The organism is Chryseobacterium sp. JV558, assembly GCF_033712365.1.
Classification (GTDB): domain Bacteria; phylum Bacteroidota; class Bacteroidia; order Flavobacteriales; family Weeksellaceae; genus Chryseobacterium.
Genome location: NZ_WJHU01000001.1, coordinates 158130 through 181916 on the forward strand (window position 1 = coordinate 158130; position 23787 = coordinate 181916).

The following is a 23787-nucleotide window of genomic DNA, read 5'->3' on the forward strand; positions in this document are numbered from 1 at the left end:
TTTTACCCCAAAACAAACCTGTTTATATATCTTTAGACCAGCTTTTGTCCAACAAAACGGATCACAGAACCAGTTCCATTGTGAAACAATCCTTCTTTAAGTTCAATCTCTGTTTCTGTTAATTCTAAGATGTGATAATCCGGAAAGTCTGCCTTAATTTCTTCAATAGAGAATAAGGATTCAATATCTTTTGGACCGCCTACCTTTTCATTCTTTGCGATATATTCAAGATGATTTTTACTGAAAGCTTCGAAAATAATGAAACCGCCTTTACGCAGATATAGATTCAGCATTTGATGGATGGAAGATTTAATATCTCCCGGAAAATGGGCGTAGATAAGAGCAATGGCATCAAACTGTTGTTCCTGATAATTCAGCGTTGAAAGTTCTCCAACCTGATAATCAATCGTAGTTCTCAATTGTTCTGCAAGCTGTAACGCTTTATTTCTGCCATTGGCACTGATATCGAATGCTGAAACCTCCCATCCTTGAGTTGCCGCAAAAACAGCATTTCGGCCTTCACCTTCTGCAGGGAAAAGGATCTTGCCTGGTTTTATTTTACTAAGTTCTTCCCTCAGGTAGTTGTTGGGTTCTGTTCCATAAGCAAACTCTTCGCTGCTATACCTTTCGTCCCATCTGTTGAGCCATGTGTTGTCCGTCATTGTAAAAGAATTTTAAAATTTGGATAAAGAAGAATTATAAGTATTCTTCGGTTGTATTAGTCTCATCAAATGTAGAATATTTCTTCAAGCTTTACTATCCTTAAAAAACGTTTGCTATAATAGATTTTTTGAATGACAGATCTGTTTAATAAAAATCTAAATACTGTTCCGTACAATTAAAATTTGGAGTAATTTTGAAAAATGATGAATTTAAACCAGATTTTCACCAATCAACGTACAGGAAACAATCCACAGACCAAAGCTTCACGAACTGATTTTCAAAGGGATTTCGATAGAATTATCTTCTCTTCTGCTTTCAGAAGACTGCAGAATAAAACGCAGGTTTTTCCTCTTCCCGGAAGTGTTTTTGTACACAACAGGCTGACGCATTCTCTGGAAGTATCATCTGTAGGAAGAAGTTTAGGAAGTATCATTGGTGAATTCATTGCTGAAGATTTTAAAAGTGAACTTACTGAAGATTCAAAGAATTTTTATCTCTATAACTTAGGAAACGTAATTGCAGCTGCATGTTTGTGTCATGATGTAGGAAATCCTGCCTTTGGACATTCTGGGGAAGATGCCATTGCAAGCTATTTTGAAAGAAATGAAAAAGACCTGAAATCAAAATTCAATGAAAAGGAATGGGCAGATCTTGTCAACTTTGAAGGAAATGCCAATGCGATCAGAGTGCTGGCACAGCAGCAGCAGGGGAAAGATGCTGGAGGTATTCAGCTTACTTTTTCAACACTGGCAAGTATTGCCAAATATCCATGCGAGGCTGTAGCCAAGAAAAAAGGAATCATTCACAGGAAGAAATTCGGGTTTTTCCAGAATGAAAAAGATATATTTCTTGAAATTGCCAAAGGAACCCAGCTTATTTCTGAAAGTGAAGAGCCTCATATTTTTAAAAGACACCCTTTTGTATGGCTGGTAGAAGCGGCGGACGACATCTGCTACAACATCATCGATATGGAAGATGCCCACAGATTGGGAATTGTTTCAACCGCAGACTGCAAAAACTTATTTTTTGAACTGGTAAAATCTGAAACAGATGATGTTCAGAGAATTGAGAGAAAATTAAGTTCTATCTCCAATGAAAACGAACAGATTTCCTACTTAAGAGCAAAAGTAATTAATGCTTTAATCAACAAGTCCCTTGAGATGTATAAATACAACTTTGAAACGATTCTTGAAGGAAATTTAGGTAATGGCCTGCTTGATATGTATAAGGATGAAAACAAAGCTTTACAGGATATTGCAAGTTTCTCCGTGGAAAAAATCTACAACCATAAAGCTGTGGTAGAGATTGAAAATGCCGGATATAACGTAATGTATGAATTGCTGGATCATTTTATCCCTTCTATTCTGAAGCCTGAAGAAGAAAGAAAATCTTACGATAAAAAGGCGTTGAAATTACTCCCAAAACAATTCGTCTACGAAAACGGAACAGACTACCAGAAAGTCCTCGGAATCATAGACTTTGTTTCAGGAATGACCGATAATTATGCTACCGATTTATACAGAAAAATTAAAGGAATAGACATCGGAATGACGGTGTAAATTCTATTTATTCAATAATTCAGAAGCCTCTTCGATTAATGATTTCATTAAAGTGGAGGCTTTTTTATGCTTTAAAAGCGGAGCAATCTGACCTGCCCAGAAAAATACCAGATCATTCTTTTGCTGTTCCAGAGCTGCCTTTCTCAATGCACCCATAAAATGAGTCTGTAATGGAAATGGTAATGTTTTGTCTGTGGCTGCCAATACATCTCGTGATATTTTTGTGGTAATTCCGCGTCCTAGCCTTCCGGTATATGCTCTGGTGAGAGTGGTAGATCTTGCAGCATCGGAAAATAAAAACTCTTTATGGATCGGTAAAGCTCCGGATTCTTCAGTAGCCAGAAATGCTGTTCCAATCTGTACTGCTTCTGCGCCCAGTTGAAAAGCTCCGGCAATTCCACGGCCGTTGGCAATACCTCCCGCAGCAACTACAGGAATTTTTACACGATCCTTTACCAGTTGAATTAAAGCAAAAGTTCCCGTTGTAGAAAGTTCGGCCTGATCCAGAAACGAAGGTCTGTGGCCACCACTTTCAAAGCCGGAAGCCACAATGATATCTACTCCGATTTTTTCCAGTGCAATTGCTTCATTTAAGGTTGTTGCATTCCCCAAAACAATAGTTCCCTGCTGATGAAGATCTTCGATGATATTTTCGTCCATCAATCCAAACATAAAGCTGAAAACCTTAGGTTTAATATCAAAAATAACATTCAACTGATTTTGGAATCTCGATTCAAAAGAGGGTGGAAGGCCAGGAATATCTGTGTCTAAAAGATCGAAATAAGGCTTGAAAGTTTCAGTTGCTTTCTGATACTGTTTTTTTGTATGCTCTTCATCAATAATATCGTGATCGTTTACCCAGAGATTGAGATTGTAGGGTTTATCCGTTTTCGTTTGTATTTCTTTGTGAATGTCATAGATTTCCTGTGGTGACAAAGTATATGCTCCGAATCCGCCTAATCCGCCAAGGTTGCTCACCGTTGTTGTCAGTTCAACCGTAGAAAGACCTCCACCAAAAGGACCTTGCAGAATAGGATATTCAATACCCAGTAATTCTGTAATTCTATTTTTATTCCACATGATGTTGTTGATTTTCAATTAAAATTTGAATTAAAGATGTACGTTGGTCAGTGTCTTGTTAACGATAAGCCATTCTCCGTCTATGTTATTGAAAGTTATGAAATTATAATAATTAAAATCATACATTCTTACATTTAATTTCGCTGTAGCAATGGAATTAATGACGTCAATTGAAATAATAACGGCTTTAAAACCTTTTCCGGATTTTTCCGGACTGACACGGCTTCCAACTCCTTCAATATATTGATCTGCGGTTTTGAAATACGGAACACCATCTACGTCTCCAAAAAGCAGCGCGCCTTTATAGAACGCTTTCTTAAGAAGGTCTGTATTTCCTTCATAAATGCCTTTGAAATAATAATTTTCAATGACGTTTCTTATTTCAGTTTCTGATGTTGGGTTGGTTTTCATATCCTTTTTATTTTGTGCATGGCTGTTCAATGGAAAACTGAACAGCCATGCAAAGATTAATAATAGTTTCATGATAAAGAATGTCCGGCACCCATTCCCCCGTCAACATTGATGATGGCTCCGGAAATTAATTTATTTTTAGCAACAGCATGAATCATCTGAGCAACCTCTTCCGGCTCCCCGATACGGTTGATGAGGTGCATTGCGGCATTGTTATCAAGACCTGCACCATGCATCGGCGTTCTGATTAATCCCGGAGCAACGGTATTTACCCTGATATTCTCTTTTCCAAACTCTGCAGCCAGTTGCAACGTCAGAGCATGAATAGCTCCTTTGCTCGAAATAGGTGCTGTAGAAGGAGACTGTGCAATGGCATGATACACCAATGGTGTTCCTACATTGATCACCACACCGTCTTTCTGTTTGATCATTTGAGGGATCACAGCCTGTGTTGTAAAGAATGTTCCTTTTAAATTCGTTGTTAAAAAACGGTCAAGATAGTCTTCAGTAACTTCAAGGAAAGGTTTGTTCTCGTAAATTCCTGCATTATTGACAAGAACGTCTATTGATCCAAATCTTTCAAGTGCTGTTGTTACCAAAGCATCTCCCGTTGCTTTCTCTGCTATATTTCCGGCAACCATGGCTATATTTTCACCGGCTCCCAATTCATTGTAAACTTCCTCTAGTTTGGATGCAGTTTGTGAATTGATGATGACATTATCACCTCTATCTAAGAAATAACGGGCTGTTTCCAATCCTATTCCTGAAGAGGCTCCTGTTACGATTACGGTTTGCTTTTTCATTTCTGATTTATTTTTTTTGTGTTGAAAATCCCTGTTCTTTTAATACTGAAACCTGTTCTCCGGCATATCCCCAGTTATCATCTTCAATTTCATTGATGACAATATGAGTCAAATGAGGATCTTTATTCAAAACGGAAGTTACAGCTTCACTTATTTTTCTGATTAATTGTTGTTTCGTTTCGCGGGTAAGATCTTCGCGAAGCACATCTACTTTTATGAATGGCATGATGGTAAATTTTTAAGGTTAATTGATCTTTGAGTTCCGTTAGTTTACCTCTGCAACAAGATGAATATTTAAATCAAAATTGTTGTAGATCAGCGTGTCACCAAGATTGGTGAAGAAATTGGAGGATCTGAATTTGATATTGAATTTCGTTCTGTCAACTACAATTTTAGCATCTAAAACAGCTGTGTCGCCTGTTGTTACAATGTGCAGACTCGTGTTGATGGAATGGGTAATACCTTTTATGGTAAGATCTCCAGTTACGTAATACAGATTCTGATCGCCTGGTTCAGCATGAGTGATTTCGAAAGTAGCTTCAGGAAACTGATCAGAGTTGAAGAAGTCGTCCGAAGTCAGGTGGCCTGCAAACTGAGCATTGGTTTCAGCATCTTCAATATCAAGGATTTTGATAGCGCGGGTATCAATGATAAATTTTCCAGAGACAGATTTTCCGTCTTCAAATGTGAAGTTTCCTTCTTTTACACCGATTGTTCCGTTGTGAGCTCCGGTTACTTTTCTTCCGATCCAGTCGATCGTACTGTTTTCGCTATTGACTTTGAAATTTTTTGTGTCCATTTTTATTGGGTTTAATTAATGACACAAAGTTCAGCCGATTGGAAGAAAAAGTTACGTGATGTACCTCACAAAATAGAAGAGAGGGTAAACGGTTGTAAGATGTTGATTATTGATGAAGTCTGCTCAGGGTTTCTCTGGTGACTCCAAGGTAAGACGCAATCAGGTGTTTCGGAACCAGATTGTACAGTTGGGGATACATTGATAAAAGCTCCTCATACCGGAATTTAGCATCATTATTCATGAAAGAAAGCAGGCGTTTCTGTGCAGCTACATAGCCTTTGTTGGTTCTCCATCTGAAAAAATGTTCAACCTCATGAATTTCGTTGCAGATTTTTTCCCTGTCTTCATTAGAAATAGAAAGAATAGTAGCATTTGTAATGCAGTCTACATTAATGGTAGCTCTTGTTTTACTGTAAAGTGCATCAAAATCTGTGACCCACCAGGTAGGCATGGCAAACTGGAGAATAAACATTTTCATACTGTCATTCAGATAAAAGGCTTTCAGGCAGCCGTCCAGGACGAAATATTCATGATTTACAAAATCACCTTCCGAGATCAGACTTTGTCCTTTCTTTAAAGTAATGAGGTTAAAATGTCCAAAAACATAATCAAACTGCTCTTCTGTAAGAGTAGTAAATTTTGAGATATGATCCTTTAATATTTCTTTGGAATCAGCCATAATGTATAATGAATATTCAAAAGTAAGTCTTTTTCGGAATAATTTTAATTTAAAAATGATCAATCATTCGTAAGCTTCATTATTAGAAGATGATGTTTCAAATCTTACATTTATTTTTCATATATTTAAACAAATACCAATGAATATGTTTAACAAAACAGAATTTATTACGACCTATTAAAAAATTAAAAACTATGGGAATATATTTAGCGCCCGTTATTTTCTTCGGGCTAATCATTTTATTCGCTTCGTTCTTTGTGGTTAAGCAGGAAACTGCGGCGATTATTGAACGTTTTGGAAAATTCCGTGCTGTAAAACATTCCGGTCTTCATCTTAAGCTGCCTATTATAGATCAGATTGCTAAAAGGCTGAATCTGAGAATTCAGCAGCTGGATGTCATGATTGATACGAAAACATTAGATAATGTTTTCATCAAAATGAAAATTTCCGTTCAGTATCAGGTTATCAGAAATCAAGTGGGAGATGCGTTTTACCGTTTGGAAAATCCTGAAAATCAAATCACTTCATTTGTTTTTGATGTGGTGCGTGCTGAAGTTCCAAAGTTGAAGCTGGATGATGTTTTTGTAAGGAAAGATGATGTAGCGATTGCCGTGAAAAGTGAGCTTCAGGAAGCGATGAACAGCTACGGGTATGATATTATCAAAGCTTTGGTCACAGATATTGATCCGGATGAGCAGGTAAAACATGCGATGAACAGAATCAACGCGGCGGAAAGAGAAAAAACAGCTGCAGAATATGAATCTGAAGCACAGAGAATCAGAATTGTAGCGGTTGCCAAAGCTGAAGCAGAATCTAAAAAACTGCAGGGACAGGGGATTGCCGACCAGAGAAGAGAAATTGCAAAAGGACTTGAAGAGTCTGTAAGAATGCTGAATAATGTAGAAATCAATTCACACGAAGCATCAGCACTTATTGTTGTTACACAGCATTATGATACATTACATTCCATAGGAGCAAGTAACAGAAGTAATCTGGTTCTTCTTCCCAATTCACCTACGGCAGCCAGCAGCATGCTGAATGATCTTGTGGTGGCTATGACTACGGCAAATACGGTAGGAGAGGCCAGTAAAGGCAAATATCCGGATCCTCCTCAAAAAGAAGCAGGATTTTAAAAATTAAAGATTAGAACTCATTTCAAAATAAAAAGGCTCCCAAAATTTCGGGAGCCTTTTTTATTATTTCTTCGTTTTAGAAACCTGTTCTAGCAAGGTGTATTTGATGGAAGAAGCATCCGCCGGAGGATTCTCTATTTTTTCTGTTTTTACTTTTAAAACATATTCATATCCGGGTTCATAAGTAAATCCTTCAATATTGCTGTAGAAATTCGTCCAGTTTCTGGAAGCATTTTCTTTTACCTGCATACACTTCATACGTCCTGCTCCTGCAGAACAGTCTACGGTCTGCGCTCCTACAATAAGTGTTTTTTCATTGGCGGCCATTTCTTTCTTTTTCGTTTTAGAAACCTGCTTTACCAGGGTGTATTTTATGGATGATCCATCAGCTGGTGGATTAGCAATTTTTTCTGTTTTTACTTTTAAAACATATTCATATCCAGGTTCATAAGTAAATCCTTCAATATTGCTGTAGAAATTGGTCCAGTCTCCGGAAGCGTTTTCTTTTACCTGCAGACATTTCATAGGAGCTACGCCTGTACAGTCTGCGGTTTGTGGTCCTACGATGAAGGTTGTTTCATCTCCTGCCGATGCACTTGCTGCTGTTGTACACTGCGTCATTGCGAATAATGCTAATGCGGGTGCTGCCCCTTTTAGAATTGTTGCGATACTTTTCATAAACTTGATTTTTTCCCATACCTCGCAATTACCATGCCGAACTGGCTTTCCTGAATTTGTAGTACTTCTGCTATTGCTTTTTACTTTTTTAATCATTTAATTTGAAGTTCTTAAACACTAATCACAAAACATAATTCTTACAATACATATGGAAAATCAGATGCAAGTTGAAAATTACAGGATTCAAAAACCTGAAATGTGGGCAGGAAATATCGGGGATGAGGAAATAAAAAACAGAATCAAAGACTCCGAATTTGCCAAAAAACAAATTGATGAAGGCCGGGATTACTGCTACTTTTTAGACAAAAAATACTATACCAGCAATACGGAAAACAGTGAATATATCTGTATGGCTTATACCCTGAACGAGCCGGGAAATCTGGAGAGAGCTTCCGTATCTGATGTCATTGTGGAAGAAAATGAAGTCTATCAGATTCACAGAATCAGCGTTTTAAGAGACGGAGTACTGATAGATAAAATTCCGGATACGAAGATTAAAGTTCTTGATAGTGAAAACCAGAGCAGCGGAGGCGTTTTGAGCAGTAATAAAAAGATTAATATTACCATCAAAGATCTCAGGCTGTATGATGTACTGATTTTAGAAGATTCAAGGATTAAAGAATTTACCGACCGTGATTTCCTAAGAAAGGAATTCTCAAAATATGTATGGGTAAGTCCGGATAATTACTGGGCTTATGGCAATTTTAAATTCACTTTTATCAACGAACGTGAACAGACCATTGCCTATAAAAAGACATTTTTCAGAGATGAGCAGGGAAATGTTCTTGAACCGGAAACGAACCATTTGAAAAAAGGAGATCAGTTTGTGATTGAAGAACAGGATTATATCAACCCTGTAGATTCCGGACGGGAGATTTTTCCTTATGTAGATTTTGCTACAGAAAGCAGCTGGAAAGATCTTTCCAATTATATTGTCCCCCTTTATGAGGAGATTTTCAATGCCTCTTCCTTACAGGATTTTGCTCCGAACCTGATTGGAAAACTGGATGCTATTACCGATCAGGGTGACAAACTTCAGTTTGCGATAGAATATGTTCAGAACCACATCTATTATATCTTCAATGCGGATGAAATGAATGGACATAAACCACAGGCTCCGGCTGTAACCTATGAAAATAAGCAGGGAGATTGTAAAGCAAAATCAGTTTTATTAAAAGTGATCCTTGATTATATCGGTGTGGATGCTTCCGTTGTGTTGGTGAATTTCAATACAGATTATTATATCAAATATTATCTTCCGTCACTGCTAAGTTTCAATCATGTTGTCGTAAAAGTGAATTATAAAGGTCAGGAATACTTTATTGATGCTACAATCCGTGATGAATTTGGATTGATAGAAAACAGAGGATTCATGTATTTTATGCATTATCTGGAAGTGAAGAAAGATCAGGAGCTTCATGTAAGAAAGCCTTTTAAATTTCCTTATTTATGTATTGATGAAAAAGTAGATTTCAATGTGCAGGGAACTGTCGGAAAGTTTACTCTGTCAACTACCTATAAAGGAAGCAGGGCTAATGCGATGAGAAGATATTTCAAAAGTACCAACAAAAGAGAAATTATAGACAGCTGGAATGGTTTCCTTTTCTATGGCTTGAATTACTCGAGTGACAGGAATGGTACAGATGTCCGAAATGTATTCAAAGATGCAGCTATTGACGTGGTAAGCGATGATAAAAAGCTGAATGAAGTGAAAATTCAATATACTGCTGTTGTTGAAAATCCTTACTATGTAGATCCGCAGAACAACCGTTTCCTTATGTATTTTGACAGAAATGTTATCAAGGCGAGCGCAAGAGATTTTATGCATAAAGATTTATCGTTCTGGCATAATTTCGATACCGAGAAGTATGAAATCAACCTTTATACAGATCAGAAAATTGATACGGAAGAAAAATATACAGTTCAGGAATGCACCATTGCCAATCCGTATTTTGACTATAAAAGCCGTAAAAAAGTGAACAAAAACGGAGCAAGTGTATACATCGAATATAATCCTCTGATCAACCTTGAAATTCCTCAAAGTGAGTTTGAAAAGTTCAGAACAGACCATCATACCGTTGCAGACAGCAATTTCGGAATTGGAATTGACATCATAGAACCGGGGCTGATGAACAGACTTAAATTCAGTTTTAAGAAGAAATTTAAATAGTAGCTGAGTTCAAAATTCAAAGTTTAGAGTTTAGGGTTCATAGTTTCGGCGGGCGGCGAAGCCGCTCGCCGAAACTATTTATTCTAATTATTGTATATTCGTTTAAAATCATCTAAAAACACAGATTCATCTATGCAGAAGATATTTTCTCTTGCTTTTCTTATAGCAGTTTCTTGTATTAATGCCCAGAAATTAAAGAAAGAAGACGTTACGGGGTTTTGGAAACTGAAGGAAGCCGGGTTTTACGAAAATAAAAAGAAGGTGGTAAAAGAATTTGATAACTGCCGTCTGATGAGAAATTATGCAATCAGGGAAGACGGATATGCCATTTATAATTATGTAGAAGGGAAAACAGGGGACTGCAGTCCATCTGAACCAAGACTTTCTTTTTGGAGAATCGTGGAAAACAGAATTCAGTTTTATGTAGATGACCAGAATATTCTCGAAGAAGTGGAAGTAACCCTGAATAAAGATAACACCATGACTTTTTCAAGTTATATTTCCAATCCAATTAAAGTAAAAGGAGATGCTCTCGCAGAAAAAATAGTGAACACGATCCACTACGATATCCTTGAGAAAAAATACTAACGGCCAATAGTAAACTTTTGATGTATGAATTATGTAACGATAATCTATCTCCTTAATATTGTTCTCTATGCCATGTATTTCTTTGGAAGAACTGGCGGTGAGACAGATTTTTCCGGTATAGATTTTTTTGTTTCAGGAATTTTATCTCTGCTTCTGATCTTTGCCGGATATCTGAATGCAAAAAAGAGAATGATTTACAGAACGGTTCTGTGGGTGTTTTTTGTGAATGTCTTACTGTTCCTGATGTCAGGTTTGTTTAATCATTTTGGAAACGACTTCAATATTCTTTCCACTAACAACAGCGATAGTTTTCTTTTTACACTGGCACTCATTGTTTATAATGGATATCTTTTTCCTCTAACAATTATTCTTGAGGGTTCCGGGCTGTCATTAATATTCCCGGTGGTATTGTCTTTTATTCTGCCTTCACTGGGATATTGGATAGGGAAAAAGCTTCAGCCAAACAAACAAAATTCCACTGATGTATAGTCATTGCGAACCAAAGATGAAGCAATCTCATAGGGATTAGAATTTTTTTTTGGAAAACGCAAAGTCGCTAAGATTTTTACAACCATATGTATATAATACACAGGGATTTTATCTTCGATAAAATTTCAACGGTGCTTTTGTCATTCCGAGCAAAGCAAGGAATCTCAATTATTCAAATTAAGGGTTTTAAGTCAAAAATAAATTAATTCTTATTCCTGATTCTGAGGCTGATTATTCGATCTAAAGAATTTCTGTTTACCAATCAACAACTCAAAAAACAGTCTGAAATCTGAAATTAAAGACCATAACGGATACTTAAAAGTAGCTGGTTTATTTCTTTCAATCACAGCATGGCTGAACCACGCAAATCCATATCCGAAAATCGGAATATACCATAGGAACCTTTCCTTTCCGGAGCTTATGACATACCATATAACGAGAAAGACGAGCAGTGTTCCGATAAAATGAAAAATCCGGGTTCCTGTTTTACTGTGTTCGGTAAGGTAAAACTGATAAAATTCTCTGTAGGTTTTGATTCTTTCAGTCATGGCGGGTTAGTTTATTGATTCTATTGAAGTTAAAGCAATAATTCGGCCGATTTTTTTAGAGGGTAAAAAACAAAAAAGGCAAAATCGCAAATCAGTCTGTTCAATCGTTCGACTTTTTTGCCATTTTGCCTTTTCGCAGTTTTGCTAATTACTCTTTAGCTATTTCTTAATTCTTTTCCAAGTTTACTGTTTTTGTAACCGTAGCAGAAGTAGATAACCATACCAATCAGGAACCACATTCCGAACCAGAACCAGTTTTCATGGCTCATTCCTGTAAGAAGATACAGACATGAACTTAAACCAACCAGAGGAATTAATGATAAATTCTTGATAAAAGCTACTCCACATAAGATCAGATTGATGATGATAAAGAAGAAAATAGAAGCTCTGAATTCTCCTTCTTTAGGATCTGACCAGTTCATCAGATTGTCAAAAAACTCCGGCTGCCATTTGTAGAAAACTAATAAGCTGCCAATGAAAACAACAGGAAAAATGATTTTACCATTCACATAAGGAAGGTGAAATCTACCTTTAATCTTCTCTTTAGCCGGAAGCATAAGTACTCCTGCACATACCAATACAAACGCGAAAATAGTTCCGATACTCGTAAAATCAAGGATAAATGTTTTATCTGTGAATAGGATAGGAATCCCTACTACAATTCCGGTAACAATAGTTGCATAAGAAGGCGTTTTATATTTTGGATGCACCTTCTGGAATCTCTGAGGCATCAGTCCGTCACGGCTCATCGCGTACCAGATTCTCGGCTGTCCCATCTGGAAAACCAATAATACGGTGGTAATGGCAACAATAGCAACGAAGGAAACAACAAGTTCCATCCAGGCTACATTAGCATTTGTTTTTTCAAAGATGAATGAAAGCGGATCTCCTACGCCATCAAATTTTTTATAATCAACCATTCCTGTTAGTACAAGCGTTAATGCAATATAAATTATGGTACATAATACAAGAGAGATGATCATTCCTTTTGGTAAGGTTTTCTGTGGATCTTTAGTTTCTTCAGAAAGTACACTTAAAGCATCAAATCCAATATAGGCGAAGAATACTCCAGATACTGCACTCATTACTCCAGCAAAACCGTTTGGCATAAATGATGGTGTTCCAGTAGTTGGGCTTATTGGAGTCCAGTTTTCAGTGTTTACATAAGCGCAGCCTACAAGAATTACCAATATGATCACTGCCAGTTTTAAGATAACCAGAGAGTTGTTGAAGTTTTTACTTTCCTTTACTCCTACATAACAAAGCCATGTAATTAAACCGTTGATTACCAATGCCGGAACGTCTACAATGAATTTCAAGCTTCCAATTAATGGAGCTGTTTTCCAGGCGTTTAACAGTTCTTTGTTTTCTGAACCAGATTGAAACGCTTTTCTTGCTTCTGTATAGCTGCAGGTGAGATAATCAGGAATATGCATTCCGATACGTCCCAGAAAGCTTGTGAAGTAATCTGACCAGGAAAAGGCTACATAAATATTTCCGAAAGAATATTCCATGATCAGGGCCCAGCCGATTATCCAGGCAATCAGCTCACCAAAACTGGCGTAGGCATAGGTGTAGGCAGAACCTGCAGTAGGTATTCTGCTGGCAAATTCAGCATAGCATAAAGCGGTAAACCCACAGGCAAACCCACAAATCAAATATAAAAGAATAACACCGGGACCACCTCTGAAAACGGCTTCTCCCAAACTGCTGAAACTTCCAGCTCCGATAATGGCCGCAATACCAAAAAATACAATGTCCCATACACCTAAGACTCTTAAAAGTCCCGTTGAAGTATCTGTATCTGAATAGATTTTTCTTCTAAAAAGTTGACTCATTCAATAACTTATATTTGATTTGAAAAAAAGCAAATGTAATGATTTTTTATTTTGATGTTAATAGTTGTTAAGAACATTTAGGTAAAAATGCTCAAACAAAAGGCTTTAGTCTTTATAAACAGGTATTTCCACATAGCTGTCGTTATACCATTTTACTTCCAGAGGTTCATTAGCATCCTTTATCGTTTCATCACTTACATCCTTCCCAGAACCATAGTTGACCTGCCAGCTTTTATTTTTATTAACTCCAACCAATAATACCAGTTTGCTTCCCTTTTCTATTTTTTTGCTCATAAACAATGAGTTTTTGATCGGGATCTGCTCCTTTTTGCCGGGCTTAAGAAGCTGACGTTTGGAATTATCTTTTGAATAGCTAGCCCTTGTAAGGTGTGTAGATAATAAAAATGTCTTACCATCCGGTGTCACCTGATATAATAAGGTATTGGGATCAAAATCTTTCTTATTAATGGAAACGTTGAATACTCCGGATAAATTTCCGCTTAGTATGATATCTCTGTCCAGAGTTTCACTTTCAAAATAAACGGAATTCGTTACATAGACACTGTCCTGCTTACTTACTTTATGGTAAAGATATTTCGGATTTCTGTCTTTAAAGTCAATGGTCTGTTTGGTAAATTGCTCACTTGTGGGTTTCTCAAAAACTGAAGAACCGTTTTTACGATCCTGAAGATAAAATTTAAGAGTAGAAGAGTGCATTTTATCAAGAGTAGGAACATGTTTCCATGTATTACTGTTCATAATCTGGAAATTGACCTTATCCTTTAGAAGTTCCGGTTTTTTTCCATCTTTCAGAATATAATCGAACCATGAAAAAGCAAGTTCATCAATACTTATTCTGGCTATAGGATCTATGAGGGTGCTCCCGGTACCATAAACATAATTGTATCCATAGCTTTGAGCTCCTGCATGATCATAAGGTCCTATCACTAAATAATGGTTAGGGTTTTTATTGTATATGTGGTGCTGTTTATAATAATATAAAGCTCCGATCTGATCAGCATCATAATAGCCAGTGGTTGTCAAAACAGGAATATTTATTTTAGCAAAATCCTTTTTATAAGGAATCATTTTTTGCCAGTATTTATCATAACCGGGATGATCCAGCCATCTCTGGAAAATTTTATTGGGCTTCCCGCTGATGGAATCCAGAGCTCTGAATGACCTGCCACTTTTATACCATGCTGTATTGATGGAATCCCATTTTGGATAATTGGTGAAGGTTGCTTCATCGGTCAGCTTATTATTAGTGACATAGCGGATCCATTGCATCATATAGCTCATGAATACATTGTTTTGAGCAGGATAATCGATCCCGATTCCTACCGCAACCTGAGGTACAATTGTTTTCAAAGCCGGATGCAGTTTTTTGGCAGCTGCCCATTGGCTGAATCCTAAATAGCTTCCGCCTATCATTCCTACTTTACCATTGCTCCATGGCTGTTTACTTACCCAGTCTATGACTTCATAAAGATCCTGTGCTTCATCTTCAAATGGATTATTGGGGTCATTACTGTCTCTTTTTCCACGTGTATTAACTACAGCTCCTACATAATTGTAAGCCGCTGCCCTTTTTCCCATCCCTGCATCTACAAGTTCTCCGGCATAAATATTATTGGTAAGAATAACGGGAAGGGGAGATGTATTTTCTTTTTTTCGTACAACAGTAATCGTAAGTGTTGTTCCGTTTTTTAAGGTCAGGTTCTTGCTTTCGATGATGAATTTTTCCTGCTCCTTTACTTTCAGCAGCTGCATTATCTGAGGCTTGATGCTGGAATAGGTCTTATAATTGACATAATTTTTACATAAAGCCAGAGCGGAAGCATAATCTATACTATCCTTATCTTTTTGCTTGTCAAGTGCTGCTTTCAGAGATTTTTTATATTCCTTTACATCACCATCCAGAATGGTCCCGATCTTGGCAATCAGTGGATCAGGGAAACTTTCATATTTTGTTGCAAAGGATGTTTGAAGGGCATTGGAAAAAGAAGTTTTTTTATCCTTTTCCATCAGTTTGGCCATGCTGTAGATTTCATAAGCAAGAGATTTGTTTCCTGCCATATTATGATCTGCGTATTCTTTACGGTAATCAGTTAAGCTTGCAATAGAATTTTTGTAATCTTTTGCAGCGAGTTGTAAACGAAATAGGTTGTCTAAAAATGTGACGGTAGATTTCGGTTTATTTTTAGGAGACTGATGTTCAGTCATCACTTTTAGAGCGAGTTCTGGTATTTGTTTTTCCAAAATTACAGAATCTGTTGTGGCTGTTTTTGGAAAGTAAAATTTCTGGGCCTGCATTAGGTTGACCAAAACTAATGCTACGAGTATTTTAAATTTCATTAATGATGTGTTTTTGAGCTGCTGATGAAAAAGTACCACATCAAAGTATGATCCTGATCATTGAGTACTCATTGGTTATTTTTTAGCCGACTAAATTAAGAATTTTTATCATTAAAGAATGAAATAATCTCATTGCTTTTTTTACCGTATAAAGTCTTCCATAACTCGTTTAAATAAAAAGTTTTAATCCTTATAAACAGGTATTTCCACGTAGCTGTCGTTGTACCATTTTATCTCCAGAGGTTCCCCGGAATCCTTTATCGTTTCATCACTTACATCCTTACCTGTCCCATAATTGATCTGCCAGTTAGGGTTTTTATTAACGCCTACCAGCAGCAGGAGCTTGCTTCCTTTCTCTATCTTTCTACTCATGACATAAGAATTGTTAATCGGGATTTGTTCCATTTTATTGGGCTCAAGAAGCTGTCTTACTTCATTGTTTTTTGCATAGCTGGCTCTTACAATATGGGTTGATAATAAAGAAGATTTTCCGTCCGGCTGAATCTGGTACAGATAAGTATCTGTATCAAAATCTTTTTTGTTGATGGAGACATTGAAGAATCCTGAAAGATTTCCGCTGATGATCATATCCTTATCCAGTACTTCACTTTCAAAAGCAATTGAATTGGTCATTTTTATACTGTCTTTTTTGCTGACTTTGTAGTAAGTGTCCTTTTGGTCTCGGTTTTTAAAATCAACCGTTTGCTTCGTGAAACTTTGAATTTCAGGCTTATTGAACACTGAAGAGATATTTTTCTTGTCCTGAAGATAGAATTTAACGGTGGAAGTATGCATTTTATCAAGATCAGGAAAATGTTTCCACGTATTGGTATTCATCACCTGAAAATTAATTTTGTTTTTTAAAATTTCCGGTTTTTTGCCCCCTTTAAGAATATAATCAAACCATGAAAAAGCAAGGTCGTCAATGCTTATTCTCGCCACCGGATCAATAGGATTACCGTTCACATAAGTAAAACCGAAACTTTGTGCCCCTCCATGATTATAAGGACCTATTACCAGATAATGATCTGCATTTTTATTGTATTGATGATGTTGCTTAAAATAATACAGTGCACCTATCTGATCATCATCATAATATCCGGTTGTCGTCAAAATAGGAATATTGATTTTAGAGAAATCCTCTTTGTAAGGAACCATTTTCTGCCAGTACTCATCATATCCCGGATGATCCAGCCATCGTTGGAAGATTTTGCTGGTTTTCCCACTTATTGTGTCCAAAGCCCTGAATGATTTTCCGCTTTTATACCATTCTGTATTGATTAAATTCCATTTTGCAAAATTGCCAAAGTCTACTTCATCCGTAAGTTTGTTGTTGGTGACATACTGTATCCATTGCAGCATATAGCTCATAAATATATTATTCTGAGCAGGATAATCTATGCCTATTCCTACAGCAACCTGCGGTACAATTGTCTTTAATGCTGGATGTAGTTTTTTTACTGCTGCCCATTGGCTGAAACCTAAATAACTTCCGCCAATCATTCCTACTTTTCCGTTGCACCATGGCTGTTTGCTTATCCAGTCTATCACTTCATAGATGTCTTCTGATTCATGCTCAAAAGGATCATTTACATTATTACTGTTTCTCTTGCCGCGGGTATTGACTACAACTCCTACATAATTATAAGTAGCAGCTCTTTTTCCAAAGAATTGATCAAATGGACCTGCATAAATATTATTGGTAAGAATAACAGGAAGTGGGGAAGTGTCTCCTTTTTTTCTGACAATAGTAATCGTTAAGGTATTCCCGTTTTTTATCTTGAGATCTTTGGTTTCAATAATGAATTTTTCTTTGTCTTTTGAGGCCAGCAGCTGCATCACCTGAGGTTTGATGCTTGAATACGTTTTATAGTTGAGATAACTTTTACATAGGGAGAGAGCGGTTTTGTAGTCTATACTGTCTTTGTTCTTTTGCGCGTCCAGTATTGCCTTCATTTGTTTTCTGGATTCTCTTACATTGCCATCCACCGCAAGAGGCAGTCTGGGAATCAGTTTTTCTGGAAGACTTTCATATTTTTGGTTAAAAGCTTTCTGAAGTGCATCAGAAAAAGTGATATTACTTTCCTTTTGCGCCATTTTAGCCATGCTGTACAATTCAAACCCTATGTATCTATAGTCTCCCATATGATGATCGGCAAAGAGATTGCGGTTTTCTGACAGAGAAGCCAACGAATTTTTATAATCCTGGGCTATCATTTGTAAACGGAAAAGATTGTCCAGAAGGTCGACCTTGTTTTCTGGTTTATTTTTTGCGGACTGAAGTTGGGGGATCACTTGCAGAGCAAGTCCCGGCATCTGTTTTTCCAGTATAAGAGAGTCAGTTACAGCTGTCTTTGGAAACTGAAATTTTTGTGCCTGCATCAGGTTTACAAAAATTAATGCTAAAAGTATCTTAAATTTCATGTGATGGTATGTTTATGGTATGTTTTTAGCTGCTGTTGAAAAAGTATCAACTTAAAATATGTTTTTGATAACTTATTATTAAAATTGTTTACATTTTATCAGACGAAAGTAGTAAATTTTATCATTGAATGGTGAGAAAATTTTCATCGTTGTTAATTTGCTATTTAAGCCTAATAAATCAGTTAAAACTTGCTTAAACAATAAGTTTTTAATATTTTCGTTAACTTATTTAGACTAATTTTCTTATATCAAGAAGAATGAAATCAAAAAAAATACTTTTAGCGGCTGCAGTAATTTATTTCGGAATCTCCGATGCTCAACAGTCCCAATATTTTACCCAGAAAGAAAATTACAGATTCAATCTAGCTGAAAATCTTTATCAGACCAAAATATACAACGCTTCTCAATACGAATATGCAAGACAATATTTCTACAACCAGAATTTGTCACGTTCGAAAAAGGAAGCTGCGCAGTTTTTTGATAATGTAATTGGTGTGATTCTTCAGAAAAATCATGCTGAAGAAGGATTGACAGCTTTCATGAAAGAATATCCGAATTCGGCTTATTTTGCTCAGGCTAATCTTCCATTGGCAGATTACTACTTGGCAAAGAAAGATTTTGATAAAGCTTTGGAGACTTTGAAAAAAGTAAACCAGTATCAGCTTTCAAAAGAAGAGAATACGCAGTATATTCTGAAGCTTGGATATGCAAAATTCATGACGGGTGATTCTAAAGGAGCTACCGATGCCCTGGAAGAAGCCTATAAAACTGCGGACGAGTCTCAAAAAGGAGATATCGCTTATATGCTTGGGCATTTATATTACAGCAACAGACGAAATGATAAAGCTTTCCAGTATTTTGATTCTATAAAGGATCAGGGGAAATTCTCAAAGCTGGTACGTCCTTATTATGTACAGATGTATTATAACGATAAGAACTACGACCAGGCCATTACAGAGGGAACAGCTCTATTGAACGAAAATATTTCAGATTCTTATAAAGCGGAAGTTCATAAGATCATCGGAGAGAGTTACTTCATGAAGAATGATTATACTTCTGCCTATCCGCATTTGAAAGATTATCTGAGTGTACAGCAAAATCCATCCGAAAACGATTTGTATGAGATGGGATTTGTGGCTGCACAGCTGAAAAAATATGATGAAGCAGTTTCTTATTACAACCAGCTTCTTAACAGCAATTCTGCTTTAGCACAAAATGCTTACTACCAGCTGGGAAATGCTTATCTGGCGGTAGACAAAAAACAGGAGGCTCTTTCTGCATTCCGTTCTTCTTATCAGATGGATTATGATGCGAAAGTAAAAAAACTGGCTCATGAGCAGTATGCTAAATTAAGTTACGACATCGGAAACCCGTTTGAAAGTCCTTCTGCGGTAATCCAAAGTTATATCAACGACAATCAGAATGGTGCCAATGCCACAGAAATGAGGTCATTATTGGTAAAATCATACCTATATTCCGGAAACTATAAAGAAACCCTTAACGCTATTGACAGATTGCAGAGTTCTACTCCTGATATCAACAAGGTAGATCAGGAAGTTTCTTATTTATTAGGAACGGAAGAGTTCAACAAAGGAAATTATGACGAGGCTGAAAAGTATTTCTTAAGAAGTCTTGGTTTTAATCTTAATAAAGAATTCAACAGCAGGGCTTTATACTGGCTGGCACAGGTGTATTACCAGAAAGGAAACTATCCATCTGCCATCGCCCGTTATGAAAAGCTTCTTACCGAAAGCTTCCCTGAAAAGCAGCAGCTGCCTTACGATTTAGGATACGCTTATTTTAAATCTAAGAAATTTGACCAGGCGGCAACTTATTTCAAACAATATCTTACCAATCCGAAGCCGGAATTTAAAAATGATGCAGAACTTCGTCTTGCAGATATTCATTATGCCAATAATGACCTGAACGAAGCAATTGCCATCTATGATAAAAATGAAGATGCAACGGATTATACTTTGTACCAGAAAGCAATGGCTTTAGGATTCAAAGGAGATACTCAGGCGAAGATTACCAACCTTAAAAATCTTTTATCAAAATATCCGGATTCTGAATATTATGATGATGCTCAATACGAAATAGGAACAGCTTATGCTGCTCAGGATGATTTTGTCAATTCCAATGATTATTTCGGGAAACTGATTAAAACATCATCAGACAAAGACCTTATTGCGAATGCTTCTATTTACAGAGCACAGAATTATATAGACCAGAACCAGAATGATAAAGCAATTTCTGAACTGAAATCTCTGGGTGAGCAGTATAAAAATACCGCTTATGCTCAGAAGATCGTTCAGGCAGCAAAACCTATCTTCACGAAAAACGGAGACGTTTCAGGCTATGAAAGTTTTGCAAGAAATATCGGCGTAAATGTAGATGCTTCTGAAATTGATGAGATCAACTTATCTACCGGAAAACAATACTTCTCTAAGAAAGATTATAAGAACGCAATTTCTTACTACGAAAAGTATCTGACACAGAATCCGACAGGGGAAGGATTGTACCAGGCGAAGTATGAATTGGGAGAGAGTTATTACCAAACCAATAATTCAACTAAAGCTTTACTTGTTCTTCAGGAAGTGGCTGGAATTCAGAATGATTACCAGGATGATGCACAAACTCGTTTAGCTCAAATATTTATTGCACAAGGGAATACTGCGGAAGCGAAAAAGTACCTTGAAGGCATTAAAAATTCTTCAGATATCAACATTAAAAATTATGCAAATGTGGAATTGATGAAGCTGTATGCGGAAGAAAATAACTTCTCTGAAGCTGAAAAATTAGCCAATGCAGTAATTGGAAATTCTAAAAATTCAGCAGCCGTTATTGAAACTGCGAAAGTGATCAAAGCAAGAAGTCTTATGAACTCAGGAAAAGATAAAGATGCACAGTCTGCATATGTTTCTCTTGAAAAGTCATCCAACACTTCTGTAGCAGCGGAAGCTTTATACGCAAAAGCATACTATCAGAACAAAGGGAAAGCGTTCAAGTCTTCTAATGAGACGATCTTTAAGCTTGCCAATAACTATGCATCAGAAGAATTCTGGGGAGCAAAAGCCTTGGTGTTGATGGCGAAAAACTATATCGGCCTGAAGGACAACTACCAGGCAAGTTATACCTGTGATCAGATCATTGCGAACTATAAGGATTTCCCTGAAATTGTTGCAGAAGCAAAAGAAGTTAAAAAACAGATTAAGAAATAGTACATGAAGGTTTTTAAAATTGCTGTTTATTCTTTCTTAGTTTCGGTTTCACTCTGGAGCTGCATTCCATCGTACAGTGCATATCCTAAAGAGTACAACCGCACAAAAGCTGACTTTCCAAAGCAAAAGGCTTTTGTAGTGAATAAAGAACTTAAGAAGGAATTCGAGATTTTAAAACATTCTGATATTTATGAAATCGTGGAAGACAGTACCCAAGCAGCTAAAATCACACTGCATCCAATGCTGACCCGTACTCCTCCTTGTGGAAACCCAATGATAGGAAGTATGCTTACAGTGGGGTTATTGCCTTCAGGATTTCCTTATGATATTTCTTACAGTTATGATGTAGCAGAGAACAGTACAACGAAAAATTATCAATACAAATTACAAGTTTATCAAAGCCTTTGGCTGTTTAATATATTCAGACTAGGGAGAACTTTTTCAAAACAGTCAGGGAAAGCTTTATTAGGCAGTTATATTGCTTCCAATAAATAAAACCCGTTATATATTTTTTTCAAATAAAGAAAATATGAACAAGAAGATTCAAATATTATCCATATTATTTTTAGGAATTTCGTCAGTGGCGTTTTCCCAGATCAAGGAGGAAAAACTGGTTCTTAACAAAAAGAGAGAGCCGGAAGTGAAGAAGATCGAGAAGAAGAAAACTTCTGTGGAAACCATTAAAAACTATCCGCCGGAAGAGAAATCGCAGACACCTGTGAAATATACCATCACGGATGTTCCTGCTGTTTCAGACTTTAAAACTTCAACAATTCAGGGGGAGGACGTAGCTCCAAAATTTGATGGGACCGCTCAAAATAACTATTTCCAGATCGGAATGGGGAATTACGGGAAAGTCTTAGTAGATGGAAACATATCCAAAACCCTTGAAAATAAGTTTGAAGTAGGAGCGGATGTTCATGTACTTTCTACGAATGGTCTTAAAAAAGAGTATGACTGGAAATCCGGGCAGACTTCGGCTAATATTGGTGCTTTCCTGAACTCTTACGGAGAAAAAGGAAAATTCAATATCAACGCTGAATATGGCTTAGACAACTATAATTATTATGGAATCTATGCGATGCAGCCAACCGGAGATCTTGATCTGAAGCAAAAAGTAAATCAGTTTAAAGTAAATGGATACTATGATTTTTATTCTAACGAAATCTTAAATGATGTAAGGGTAAAATCATCATTCCTGAAAGATCATTTCGATGCTTCGGAAAACCAGGTTTCGATTTTAGCTAACTTCTCCAAACATGCTGTTGAACTAGGGAAATCAGGAATTAATCTGAATGCTGACTTAGGTGTAGGATTGGATGCTGTGAAGACCGATTTTGCGATCAGAGATAAAAACTCTTCCAATTTCTTCAACACCAGCCTGACTCCGAAAGTGACGTTCAGAAAAGGAGAATCTTATTTGACGTTAGGATCTTCATTCTCTTTCCTGAATGCTAAGAATTCCAATGACCAGCTGGAGCAGCAAAAAAATAATAAAACCTATTGGTTCCCGCAGGCAGAATTTCAGTTTGCAGCAGCCAAAGAATTCAAATTCTATGGTGGAGTAGACGGAGGCCTGAAATTGAATACGTACGGAGATATGTTGCAGACGAATCCATTCATCCTTTCTGACCAGTTTTTAAAGCCTACAGAGACGAAATATCATTTTTATGTAGGATTGAGAGGAGATATCGATGAAACGCTGAAATATGACTTCTCTGCAGGTTATGGGAAGATGAGAGATATTATGTTCTTTAAGGCTAATGGTCTTTTTGATAATACTTCTGTTAACCGTTCTGCCTACAATTTTGCCAATACATTCTCAGCAGTATACGATGATGGAAATGTAAGTGATATCAAAGGTAGCGTACAGTATTTCCCGTTAGCGAACCTGATTTTAGACGGAGAAATAAGGTTCACCAAGTACGATCTTAAGACTTATGACAATATTTATAACATTCCTTTGTTCAATGCGAGTATCGGGGCAAAATATACAATGCTTGACAAAAAGCTATTGTTAGGGTTTAAAGGAATCTTTGCAAGTGACAGAACTACAAACTCTTATGCAATCGAAGGGATGGGAGCACCGAATGTGATCTTCCAGTCTACGGAGAATACAAATGATAAAGTTGGTGGTTATGCTGATTTAAATCTTTCTGCAGAGTATAAAATTCACAAAAATTTCAGTATTTTCGCACTCGGAAATAATCTTCTGAGCTCAAAGTATCAGACGTACAAAGGATATAAAGTCCTGGGTGCTCAGATTCTGGGAGGAGTGAAGATCACTTTCTAGAGTGTAAGTAATGGGTAATTAATAATAAACTATATTTGTATACTTGTTATTAA

20 protein-coding genes are annotated in these 23787 nt (G+C 36.7%); 8 read left to right on the plus strand and 12 right to left on the minus strand.

Annotated features, from left to right (window positions below):
- Positions 1-32: 32 nt before the first annotated feature.
- Positions 33-662 carry a class I SAM-dependent methyltransferase gene (locus GFU89_RS00785; protein ID WP_318845314.1) on the minus strand — a complete coding sequence of 210 codons (630 nt, stop codon included), beginning with the start codon at positions 660-662 and terminating at the stop codon, positions 33-35.
- Between the two features lie 204 nt (positions 663-866).
- On the opposite strand from GFU89_RS00785, the gene GFU89_RS00790 reads away from it, so the two are divergent.
- Positions 867-2222, plus strand: a complete 1356-nt coding sequence (locus GFU89_RS00790; protein ID WP_318846245.1) for a deoxyguanosinetriphosphate triphosphohydrolase — start codon at positions 867-869, stop codon at positions 2220-2222.
- Positions 2223-2225: 3 nt separating this feature from the next.
- Here the strand turns inward: GFU89_RS00790 and GFU89_RS00795 are convergent, their stop codons facing one another.
- From GFU89_RS00795 to GFU89_RS00820, 6 genes are all read right to left on the minus strand, one after another.
- The gene (locus GFU89_RS00795) at positions 2226-3302 is read right to left on the minus strand and encodes a nitronate monooxygenase (protein WP_318845315.1); all 1077 of its coding nucleotides are present in this window, start codon (positions 3300-3302) and stop codon (positions 2226-2228) included.
- Positions 3303-3332: 30 nt separating this feature from the next.
- Positions 3333-3785: a nuclear transport factor 2 family protein gene (locus GFU89_RS00800; RefSeq protein WP_318845316.1), complete on the minus strand. Its 453-nt coding sequence runs from the start codon at positions 3783-3785 to the stop codon at positions 3333-3335.
- Positions 3782-4516 (minus strand): SDR family oxidoreductase, encoded by a 735-nt coding sequence (locus GFU89_RS00805; protein ID WP_318845317.1) that lies wholly within the window; start codon positions 4514-4516, stop codon positions 3782-3784. The genes GFU89_RS00800 and GFU89_RS00805 overlap by 4 nt, the downstream gene beginning before the upstream one ends.
- 7 nt (positions 4517-4523) lie before the next feature.
- The gene (locus GFU89_RS00810) at positions 4524-4742 is read right to left on the minus strand and encodes a 4-oxalocrotonate tautomerase family protein (RefSeq protein ID WP_318845318.1); all 219 of its coding nucleotides are present in this window, start codon (positions 4740-4742) and stop codon (positions 4524-4526) included.
- Between the two features lie 39 nt (positions 4743-4781).
- Entirely contained in the window at positions 4782-5315 is a 534-nt protein-coding gene (locus GFU89_RS00815) for a YceI family protein (RefSeq protein ID WP_318845319.1), read from the minus strand.
- A 106-nt stretch (positions 5316-5421) separates the two neighbouring features.
- Entirely contained in the window at positions 5422-5994 is a 573-nt protein-coding gene (locus GFU89_RS00820; protein WP_318845320.1) for a Crp/Fnr family transcriptional regulator, read from the minus strand.
- 194 nt (positions 5995-6188) lie between these two features.
- Between GFU89_RS00820 and GFU89_RS00825 the strand changes: the two genes are divergently transcribed.
- Positions 6189-7127 carry an SPFH domain-containing protein gene (locus GFU89_RS00825; RefSeq protein WP_318845321.1) on the plus strand — a complete coding sequence of 313 codons (939 nt, stop codon included), beginning with the start codon at positions 6189-6191 and terminating at the stop codon, positions 7125-7127.
- Positions 7128-7190: 63 nt separating this feature from the next.
- On the opposite strand, the gene GFU89_RS00830 is transcribed toward GFU89_RS00825, so the two are convergent.
- On the minus strand, positions 7191-7805 hold the full coding sequence (locus GFU89_RS00830) for a DUF4377 domain-containing protein (RefSeq protein ID WP_318845322.1): 615 nt from the start codon (positions 7803-7805) through the stop codon (positions 7191-7193).
- A 148-nt stretch (positions 7806-7953) separates the two neighbouring features.
- On the opposite strand from GFU89_RS00830, the gene GFU89_RS00835 reads away from it, so the two are divergent.
- The 3 genes from GFU89_RS00835 to GFU89_RS00845 all read left to right on the plus strand — a co-directional run bounded on the left by GFU89_RS00835 (position 7954) and on the right by GFU89_RS00845 (position 11052).
- Entirely contained in the window at positions 7954-9975 is a 2022-nt protein-coding gene (locus GFU89_RS00835; RefSeq protein WP_318845323.1) for a hypothetical protein, read from the plus strand.
- 132 nt (positions 9976-10107) lie between these two features.
- Positions 10108-10563 (plus strand): lipocalin family protein, encoded by a 456-nt coding sequence (locus GFU89_RS00840; RefSeq protein WP_318845324.1) that lies wholly within the window; start codon positions 10108-10110, stop codon positions 10561-10563.
- Positions 10564-10587: 24 nt separating this feature from the next.
- The gene (locus GFU89_RS00845) at positions 10588-11052 is read left to right on the plus strand and encodes a hypothetical protein (RefSeq protein ID WP_318845325.1); all 465 of its coding nucleotides are present in this window, start codon (positions 10588-10590) and stop codon (positions 11050-11052) included.
- Positions 11053-11261: 209 nt separating this feature from the next.
- On the opposite strand, the gene GFU89_RS00850 is transcribed toward GFU89_RS00845, so the two are convergent.
- The 4 genes from GFU89_RS00850 to GFU89_RS00865 form a co-directional block, all read right to left on the minus strand.
- On the minus strand, positions 11262-11600 hold the full coding sequence (locus GFU89_RS00850; protein ID WP_318845326.1) for a DUF962 domain-containing protein: 339 nt from the start codon (positions 11598-11600) through the stop codon (positions 11262-11264).
- 155 nt (positions 11601-11755) lie between these two features.
- A complete protein-coding gene (locus GFU89_RS00855; RefSeq protein ID WP_318845327.1) occupies positions 11756-13438 on the minus strand; it encodes an APC family permease in 1683 nt (560 codons plus the stop codon).
- 105 nt (positions 13439-13543) lie between these two features.
- Positions 13544-15796, minus strand: a complete 2253-nt coding sequence (locus GFU89_RS00860) for a CocE/NonD family hydrolase (RefSeq protein WP_318845328.1) — start codon at positions 15794-15796, stop codon at positions 13544-13546.
- A 183-nt stretch (positions 15797-15979) separates the two neighbouring features.
- Positions 15980-18220, minus strand: coding sequence for a CocE/NonD family hydrolase (locus GFU89_RS00865; RefSeq protein WP_318845329.1), 2241 nt, complete (start codon positions 18218-18220; stop codon positions 15980-15982).
- 257 nt (positions 18221-18477) lie between these two features.
- On the opposite strand from GFU89_RS00865, the gene GFU89_RS00870 reads away from it, so the two are divergent.
- From GFU89_RS00870 to GFU89_RS00880, 3 genes are read left to right on the plus strand one after another with little or no spacing between them, the layout of a single operon-like run.
- A complete protein-coding gene (locus tag GFU89_RS00870) occupies positions 18478-21441 on the plus strand; it encodes a tetratricopeptide repeat protein (protein WP_318845330.1) in 2964 nt (987 codons plus the stop codon).
- A 3-nt stretch (positions 21442-21444) separates the two neighbouring features.
- Entirely contained in the window at positions 21445-21936 is a 492-nt protein-coding gene (locus GFU89_RS00875; protein WP_318845331.1) for a hypothetical protein, read from the plus strand.
- A 34-nt stretch (positions 21937-21970) separates the two neighbouring features.
- On the plus strand, positions 21971-23734 hold the full coding sequence (locus tag GFU89_RS00880; RefSeq protein ID WP_318845332.1) for a TonB-dependent receptor: 1764 nt from the start codon (positions 21971-21973) through the stop codon (positions 23732-23734).
- Positions 23735-23787: the final 53 nt, after the last annotated feature.

Bases quoted from the DNA above. Each gene is read 5' to 3' on its own strand.
- GFU89_RS00785 (WP_318845314.1), bottom strand. From the start codon at position 662: ATGACGGACAACACATGGCTCAACAGATGGGACGAAAGGTATAGCAGC.
- GFU89_RS00790 (WP_318846245.1), top strand. From the start codon at position 867: ATGAATTTAAACCAGATTTTCACCAATCAACGTACAGGAAACAATCCA.
- GFU89_RS00795 (WP_318845315.1), bottom strand. From the start codon at position 3,302: ATGTGGAATAAAAATAGAATTACAGAATTACTGGGTATTGAATATCCT.
- GFU89_RS00800 (WP_318845316.1), bottom strand. From the start codon at position 3,785: ATGAAACTATTATTAATCTTTGCATGGCTGTTCAGTTTTCCATTGAAC.
- GFU89_RS00805 (WP_318845317.1), bottom strand. From the start codon at position 4,516: ATGAAAAAGCAAACCGTAATCGTAACAGGAGCCTCTTCAGGAATAGGA.
- GFU89_RS00810 (WP_318845318.1), bottom strand. From the start codon at position 4,742: ATGCCATTCATAAAAGTAGATGTGCTTCGCGAAGATCTTACCCGCGAA.
- GFU89_RS00815 (WP_318845319.1), bottom strand. From the start codon at position 5,315: ATGGACACAAAAAATTTCAAAGTCAATAGCGAAAACAGTACGATCGAC.
- GFU89_RS00820 (WP_318845320.1), bottom strand. From the start codon at position 5,994: ATGGCTGATTCCAAAGAAATATTAAAGGATCATATCTCAAAATTTACT.
- GFU89_RS00825 (WP_318845321.1), top strand. From the start codon at position 6,189: ATGGGAATATATTTAGCGCCCGTTATTTTCTTCGGGCTAATCATTTTA.
- GFU89_RS00830 (WP_318845322.1), bottom strand. From the start codon at position 7,805: ATGAAAAGTATCGCAACAATTCTAAAAGGGGCAGCACCCGCATTAGCA.
- GFU89_RS00835 (WP_318845323.1), top strand. From the start codon at position 7,954: ATGGAAAATCAGATGCAAGTTGAAAATTACAGGATTCAAAAACCTGAA.
- GFU89_RS00840 (WP_318845324.1), top strand. From the start codon at position 10,108: ATGCAGAAGATATTTTCTCTTGCTTTTCTTATAGCAGTTTCTTGTATT.
- GFU89_RS00845 (WP_318845325.1), top strand. From the start codon at position 10,588: ATGAATTATGTAACGATAATCTATCTCCTTAATATTGTTCTCTATGCC.
- GFU89_RS00850 (WP_318845326.1), bottom strand. From the start codon at position 11,600: ATGACTGAAAGAATCAAAACCTACAGAGAATTTTATCAGTTTTACCTT.
- GFU89_RS00855 (WP_318845327.1), bottom strand. From the start codon at position 13,438: ATGAGTCAACTTTTTAGAAGAAAAATCTATTCAGATACAGATACTTCA.
- GFU89_RS00860 (WP_318845328.1), bottom strand. From the start codon at position 15,796: ATGAAATTTAAAATACTCGTAGCATTAGTTTTGGTCAACCTAATGCAG.
- GFU89_RS00865 (WP_318845329.1), bottom strand. From the start codon at position 18,220: ATGAAATTTAAGATACTTTTAGCATTAATTTTTGTAAACCTGATGCAG.
- GFU89_RS00870 (WP_318845330.1), top strand. From the start codon at position 18,478: ATGAAATCAAAAAAAATACTTTTAGCGGCTGCAGTAATTTATTTCGGA.
- GFU89_RS00875 (WP_318845331.1), top strand. From the start codon at position 21,445: ATGAAGGTTTTTAAAATTGCTGTTTATTCTTTCTTAGTTTCGGTTTCA.
- GFU89_RS00880 (WP_318845332.1), top strand. From the start codon at position 21,971: ATGAACAAGAAGATTCAAATATTATCCATATTATTTTTAGGAATTTCG.